This window comes from Bartonella sp. LB28NMGDW (genome assembly GCF_042194435.1).
GTDB lineage: Bacteria > Pseudomonadota > Alphaproteobacteria > Rhizobiales > Rhizobiaceae > Bartonella > Bartonella grahamii.
Genome location: NZ_JBHIMX010000023.1, coordinates 1 through 8209, shown reverse-complemented (window position 1 = coordinate 8209; position 8209 = coordinate 1). Strand labels below are relative to the sequence as shown.

General features: G+C 35.0%; 2 protein-coding genes. One reads left to right on the top strand and one right to left on the bottom strand.

The window, feature by feature from the left end; translation table 11 throughout:
• The coding region (locus ACFIKG_RS08085) for a POTRA domain-containing protein (RefSeq protein WP_375652074.1) at nucleotides 1-524 on the bottom strand (524 nt) is incomplete at its 3' end.
• Nucleotides 525-1508: 984 nt separating this feature from the next.
• On the opposite strand from ACFIKG_RS08085, the gene ACFIKG_RS08080 reads away from it, so the two are divergent.
• Nucleotides 1509-6482 (top strand): DEAD/DEAH box helicase, encoded by a 4974-nt coding sequence (locus tag ACFIKG_RS08080; RefSeq protein WP_375626913.1) that lies wholly within the window; start codon nucleotides 1509-1511, stop codon nucleotides 6480-6482.
• Nucleotides 6483-8209 lie beyond the last annotated feature (1727 nt).

Genomic DNA, 8209 nt, shown 5'->3' with positions numbered 1-8209 from the left:
AGCTTCCCCTCAACGACAACAAATTTGAGCGTCTTGCTGTTTTTGATATCTTGATCAGGAATGTAAAAACGCGCCGTTACATAGCCTTGATCCAAATAAACTTTGGTTAACTTCTTGATTAAGAGCTGAATATCGACAAGACCGATACATCTTCCAACATAAGGCTCTGTTACGGCTGATATAAAGCGCTTTTTGACATGATGCACTCCCTCAACAACAAGAGCATGAATGGGAAAACATTGCTTCCCACCCAAAAGCGTTTCTGGATTTTGCTCTGAAGGCGTCTTTATCCTTTTAGGCGTTAAAGCGCGTAAATTCTCAATTCTTTCTAATTGCTGTTTCTCAGATTGTTGGCGAGAAAAATTATCGGTTGGGGAATGAAAAACAGCTGAAGAGCGCGCATAAACACTTACACCTGTAAACAAGCCAAAGAAAACAACAATGGCACGAAAAATTCTCAAAAGAGAACTTTGGCGTAAAAATACAGAAAACAATACAGATTGCCCCCGCTTTGCACTATTCATGAAGCATGATTTAAAAGAACTTCATGGAACCACTAATAAACCCACTCAAAACAGCCACTGCCCTATAACACTTTTAACAAAAGCACATGCCTCTGTTACCAAAGAAAAGTGACACTAAAAAAACCACTTTATTTTAACTGCTGAAGATCTCTCCCCCACATTTATATAAAGAAACCTCTAAACAAAACTGTTTAGCCCGTCAATGGTTAATACATCAATATCCCCAGTTTTCAATATCCCCAGTTTAATGCTACAATATATTTATCAATAATTAGAGATAAATTCACTCTCCAGCTCCTCTAAGCCACTCAACACGCATATAAACGAGACATCATGCGATCAAGAACATCCTGTCGTCAAAAACCATCATAGAAAACAATAAAGAAACCTCTTTTAAAACTTTCTACTCAAATAGGCAAAACTCTCTGTACAGCGCATTAAGCAACCGTTCTCCAAAGACAATGATCTGAGTGATCTGAACAGAAGAGTTTTGTCCAGTGCTGTCAGTGTTGTCAGTTCTTTTTAGAGCCTATATTATTTTTTTAAATGAGAAAAAATTAAAAACATTATATTTCAATATGTTAGCATTTTAACGATACAACCTATATCGACAATACAACCTTAAATACAATCCATAATATATATTTGTCAGTTTGTGTCAGTAAATTAAACTAACAAATTAGATTATTTTAGTGACTCATAAAACCTATCAAAATACTCATTATGATATTTTAAAAGCACATAGTTCATTTGTCTTGATGAACACGTGAAACGAACAGCAAATTTTACTACTTTGCTGATCTTATCCTATGCCATGGGCTGTTGATAAACAGCCTTTTAAACCCCTTTTGAAAAAATATCGGCTTTTTTAGCAGTTTTTTCCCATTTTTATCGTTATTTGCTTTAAATGCATTTAATTGAATTCGTTTTGATTCTTTTGATGATTATTGATCATATCATAAGGCAAGGGATTTTTATTACAATATGCTGCAATCTATTAAGTATGATAACAAACACATCACTTTACACTCCCTTTTACAATCCTATCGTGAACAGGCAACATCAAATGCTCTACGGGGGAAAGTATTTGAAGATTTTGTGACAAAATATCTTATGTATGACCCTCTCCACTATGGGCGATATGAAAAAGTTGAGAGCTATTATGAATGGGCGAAAGAGCGTGAAGGTTGGAATAAAAATGATATCGGCATTGATCTGGTTGCCAAACTTCGCAATCAAGAGGGTTATGTCGCTATTCAATGTAAGTTTTATCAGGCAGACCATCAGATCAGTAAAAAGGATATTGATAGCTTTATCGCGGCATCTGGAAAAGACATCTTTAAATATCGTCTTCTCGTTGACAGCACAGAAGTGGAATTAAGTGACAATGTGAATACCATGATTAAAGGACAAGCGATACCCGTTTATCGCATTGACCTTCGTCATATGGAAAACAGTCGGATAGATTGGCAAATATTTGCAACAAAACAAGAAGTGGTTCTGAAATCAACCAAAGAGCCTCGTTCCCATCAAGAAGAAGCCATCAAGAAAGTCTGTGAAGGTTTAAAAGAAGCAGACCGTGGCAAGCTGATCATGGCATGTGGTACGGGGAAGACTTTCACCAGTTTGAAGATAGCAGAAACCCTTGCTGGGAAAGGCAAGCGTGTTTTGTTTCTGGTCCCTTCTCTGGCTTTAGTCTCACAAACAATCCGTGAATGGACAGCCGATGCACAAGTACCTTTGCGTTCTTTTGCTGTGTGTTCGGATACAAAAGTAGGCAAGCGTCGTAAGAACCAAGATGATATTGTTGGCATGGAAACATCAGATCTTGTTCTCCCTGCTACCACGGATGCCCAAACCCTTGCCAAAGAAGCTTGCGAAAACCTAGCAGATGCAATGACGGTGGTGTTTTCAACTTACCATTCTATCCAAGTGATTTCAGATGCGCAAAAAGAGCATGGTTTACCCGAATTTGATCTAATCATTTGCGATGAAGCACATAGAACAACTGGGGCTGTGTTAGGAACAGACAAGCGTGAATCTGAATTTATCAAGGTTCATGATAACAGAATCATTCGGGGTAAAAAACGTCTATATATGACAGCAACCCCCAAAATCTTTACAGATAAGATAAAAAGGAAAGCTGACCTATCTGATACTGTTCTTGCCTCTATGGATGACGAAAAAATTTATGGCAAAGAACTGCATCATTATACATTTGCGGAAGCTCTAGAACATAAACTGTTATCACCTTGTAAAGTTATCATATTAGTTGTCAATGAAAAAGAAGTAAGCCAATCCATTCAACATCTTATTACCGATAAGAATTATGAACTTATTCTTGACGATAGGACCAAGATTAATGGCTGTTATAGAGCCCTTACCAAAATGGATCTGAAACTTGATCTTGAAGATGACCCCAATCCCATGCGTAGAGCTTTAGCATTTTGCAAAGATATTGATACTTCTAAACGCATATGCAAGGAATTCAAAAAAGAAAAAGTTCAAGAATCTTTGCACGCCCTTCATAAAAACTATAAAGATACTCCCCCTCTTAACTGTACTCTTGCCCATATTGATGGAACCTTTAGTGCTAAAGAGCGTACAAAACAACTTGACTGGTTAAAGGAAGATGCGGGGGAAAATACGTGTCGTGTGCTAACCAATGTACGCTGTCTTTCTGAGGGTGTTGATGTTCCTGCTCTTGATGCTGTTCTATTCTTACACCCGCGAAAAAGTCAAATTGAGATTATTCAAGCAATAGGCCGTGTCATGCGTCGAGCAGAGGGTAAGAAAAGAGGCTATATCATTCTACCCGTTGGAGTACCGGCTGGCATTCCACCAGTACAAGCCTTGGAAAATAATCCAAAATATGATGTCATCTGGCAAGTCGTCAATGCTTTGCGTGCCCATGATGAGAGTTTTAATAAAATAATCCACCATATGTCCATAAAACAGGACGTAAGCTATGCCCTTGATATTATTGTTCCTTCTCAAAAGGCTACCTCAGAAGATACAACTGTGGTTATTGATGACTTACCTATACGCTCAAAATCAGAATATTCAGGACTGAACATTGGATCACCAACTTATGAATCCTTTCACGGATATAAACCAGAAGAAGAATTATCCCTTTTTTCTCAATATCCGGATGTCATTAGAGCAGCTATTGTTAAGAGAAATTACGACCCTAGCTATTGGAAAAGATGGGCAACCAATGTTGCTGATCTTGCTCAAAATCATATCACACGCTTAACCGAAGTTTTAACAAAATCAGAAACGGAAACGCGGCGGGTGTTTAATGGTTTTATGACCGAATTACGTAACAATTTAAACACGACCCTCTCCGAAGAAAATGCGATTGAAATGCTTGCACAACATCTTGTGACGCGTCCAGTCTTTGATGCTTTGTTTGAGGGGCATCAGTTTGTTCAAGAAAATCCCGTCTCTTGTGCTTTACAACGTGTACTTAATATCCTTGATAAAGTTACTCTTAAAGAAGAATCTCAAGATTTCAGAACTATCTCTAGGAATGTACAATTTTACACACGAGGAACTACAAGTCTTGAAGCACAACAAAACTTAATTGTAAAGCTTTATAATGAATTTTTCCGTCATGCTTTTCCGCGTACGGTAGAAAAATTAGGAATTGTTTATACGCCCATTGAGGTTGTGGATTTTATCATTCATTCTGTTGATGATGTTTTACGCAATGAATTTGGAAAAAGCCTTGGTTCACGGGGTGTCTCTATTCTTGACCCTTTCACGGGAACGGGTACCTTTATTACACGGCTTTTACAATCAGATCTCATCAAACCAGAGGATATGGAATATAAATACCGTTATGATATCCATGCCAATGAGATTGTCTTACTTGCCTATTACATAGCAGCGATTAACATTGAATCGACCTATCATAGTATCATGAAAGGAGAATATATCCCTTTCAAGCATATTGGTTTGACTGATACGTTTCGGATGCTTGAAGAAAAGAATCTGCTGCAAAAATTATTCAAAGAAAACAGTGAATATTTAGAGCATCAAAAGAAACTGGATATCGAAGTTATTTTTGGTAACCCTCCTTATTCGATAGGACAAAAAAGCGAAAACGACAATGCAAAGAACACTCCCTATCCCATATTAAATAAACGTATTGGTGACACTTATGCCGCTCATTCAAAAGCAAGTCTTATGCAGGCGCTTTATGATAGTTACATCCGTGCCATTCGCTGGGCAAGTGACCGTATAAAAGACCGTGGTGTGATTGGTTTTGTTACAAATGCAAGTTTTATAGATACAAAATCTATGGATGGCTTACGCAAATGCCTCGTTGAAGAATTTAGCAGCCTTTATATTTTTCATTTACGTGGTAATCAACGAACCTCTGGAGAACTTTCTCGCAAAGAAGGTGGAAAAATTTTTGGTGAAGGTTCTCGTGCCCCTATAGCGATTTCTATTTTGGTTAAAAATCCAAATGCACAACAACATGGGAAAATATATTTCCGTGATATTGGAGATTATCTCAATAGAGAAGAAAAGCTTAAGACAATTAAAAAATTTGGTAGCATTAATGGTATTACACGGAGTAAACAAGGTTGGCAAATAATTACACCGGATAGGCATAATGATTGGATAAATCAACGTGATGACAGTTTCAAGACATTTCTAGCTTTAGGTGTTAAGAAAGGTCATGATACAAAGCTTTTTGAAACTTATTCCTGTGGCGTTCTAACCAGTCGTGATGCGTGGGCATACAACTCAAGTCGTAATGCTTTATCAAAAAACATGTACAACATGATTAACTTCTATAATAGCGAAGTGGAGCGCTTTAACGAAGCTTATGGACATGTTGATCGCAAAATACGTGAAAAGGCTATAGACAATTTCGTTAACGCTGATGCTACAAAGATCAGTTGGAGTAGTACTCTTAAACGAGAATTTATAAGAGAAAAATTATTTGAGTTCGAGGAGACGTGCTTTATTCAAAGTATTTATCGCCCTTTTACAAAACAATGGCTCTATTATAATCGTGCTTTCAACGATAGAGTTTCCATAATGCCATGTATATTTCCTATAGGAAAATCAGTTGAAAATAAAATGATACAACTTACAGGCATAGGAGCAAAAAAAACCTTTTCTGTTCTTATGATTAAAGCTGTGTCTGATTATCAGGTGATAGAAAACGGTCAATGCTTTCCGCAATATCTTTATGAAGATATTGTATCCTTAAAAGAGAAAAGTGAAAAGCAATCCCATTTATTTACAAACTCTATAGAGGAAAACAAAACAGCTGGTTTACAACGCCGTGATGCCATTACGGATGAAGGATTAGCACATTTTAAAGCCGCTTATCCTAATGAAACTATCACTAAAGATGATCTATTTTATTATGTTTACGGGATTTTGCATTCAGAAGATTACCGCACCCGTTATGCTGATAACCTCTCTAAAGAATTGCCTCGTATCCCTTGTGTAAAGAGCACTGAAGATTTTTGGAAATTTGTAACTGCAGGGCGTGAACTGGGGCATTTGCATATGAACTATGAAACTGTAGAACCTTATCCTGTAACCTTTAAAAAAGGTGATCCAAAACTCACTGATATCCCTAATCCTGAAAAATTCTATTATGTTACAGAAATGAATTTTTTTGGGAATAGTAAAGTAAAAGATAAATCGACAGTTTTTTACAACAGCAATGTCACAATGACAGATATCCCTCTTGAAGCTTATGAATATATCGTCAATGGTAAACCCGCTCTTGAATGGGTTATGGAACGGCAATGTGTAAAGACTGATAAAAAGAGCGGCATTGTTAATGATGCCAATCGCTATGCTGTTGAAACCATTGGCAACCCTGCCTACCCTCTAGAGTTGTTTCAAAGAGTTATTACCGTAAGTTTAGAAACAATGAAAATCGTAAAAAAACTACCAAAATTAGAAATGAGAGAAACTGAATAGATTTGGCATGCTCAGATGATAGGCATGTTAACCTCACAAAGGGGTATAAGGTCTTATAACCTATAGGTTCTATACCCTCTTTATAAATTGCTTACATACAATCTTTAAAAGGAGTGTTTGTATGCGTTATTCTAAAAAGAAATCATTTGCACTTTTAAATACTCTTATTTGAATTGCTTTAAGACTTTTAAGAAATCCCATCTTAAAGTGAATACGCTTCTTTTACATTGCCTTTAAGAGGTTATATCGTAATCTAAAATGATAGCTTTGTTTAAAGAGAGCTATGTATATTCATTTTCTTATATTACTTATAGGTTTTGAAGGTTTCTCAAACCCTCAAAATACCTTCAAAACCCCTTTTTATATATATTACAGATTGTATTTACGTGTTGTGTGTAATATGGGTTGTTTATTTAAAACATTAACATATTGAAATATAATAACTTTTATTTTTGATTGAAAAATAATATATAAAGGGGCGTAAAAGGAACCCTCAAAATACTCAAAATCTTCAAAACTCATAACCATAATGGTCTTGATAGCATTTCATATGAGTTACAAGCTATCTTTTGAAAGGCTTTAAAAGATCATATGCTTTTCATAAAGCACATTTTAATCACTCACTAAAATAATCTATTTTGTCAGTTCAATTTACTGACACATAACTGACAAGTTTTAATCAATTCACATCATTGGTTATCTTTAAAGATTGTAATAGTGATATGAGTTATGTTTTTAAAATACTAACCTATTGAAATATAATGTTTTTAATTTTTACTCATAAAAAAAATAATAGAAGGTCTAAAAGGAACTGACAACACTGACACGGTCTATTAAAAGGGATTTTACTGATCTCTATAATGATCAGTTTCTATTGAGATGTTTTCATAAGTGTTTTCATAACAGACAATAAATCGCAATTATCCTATTTATCATTTCTCTTATGAACATGAAAAATGATGCCATGGCTATAAAGAACATAACAACTATAGAGAAAGCAAAAATGCAAATGAAAGCATTTGTTTATAAAGACAGTCCCTATAAAGGCTGTTAAGTCTAAAATGTGTTATTAAAAGAAATTAACAGAAATCTTAAAATTTATTTAGCAACAAAATTGATAGGTTATAAAGTTTAAAATACGCATAATGAGAGCTTTTCTAAATATTATAAATGTATAGATTCAGAAAATAACGCAATCGTTTAATAAAACCTATAATATAGCTTTAAAAGCACATAAATATAAAAGAAGCAATTAATAAGCATAAGATATTATCAATACATAACGTATTTAAAAAATAAGAAAAAATATCAAAAAAGATAAAATATTATTTGACAATAAATACGTATTTTGTTATATAAATAATCAAGTGATTGAAAAACACTTTTTGATAAGCGGATAGACTACGAAACAGCCTTTCCAAAGTCTTTAAAAAACTGACTATCTTTTATGCTATCGTTGGCATATATAGTGATTTTGTCGGGTGTGCTTACACCATACAATACCCTTATGGGAAAAGTGTAAGCAACGGACTTATCACCGTGTTTTTCAACACCCGATGCTTTTATAAGCTGTCAATTGAAAAACAATTTTATGATAAGGTTTAATTATGACAAATATCTCAAAAACCACCCCCGTTATCTCTAATATTGCAAATGAAACCGCGTCTGTTAATCAACAAGAGCCTGCAAAAAAATACGAATTTATTGATGATTGTGAATATATCGAT

Excerpts from the sequence above, each read along its gene's own strand:
- ACFIKG_RS08080 (WP_375626913.1), top strand. The coding sequence starts at position 1,509 with ATGCTGCAATCTATTAAGTATGATAACAAACACATCACTTTACACTCC.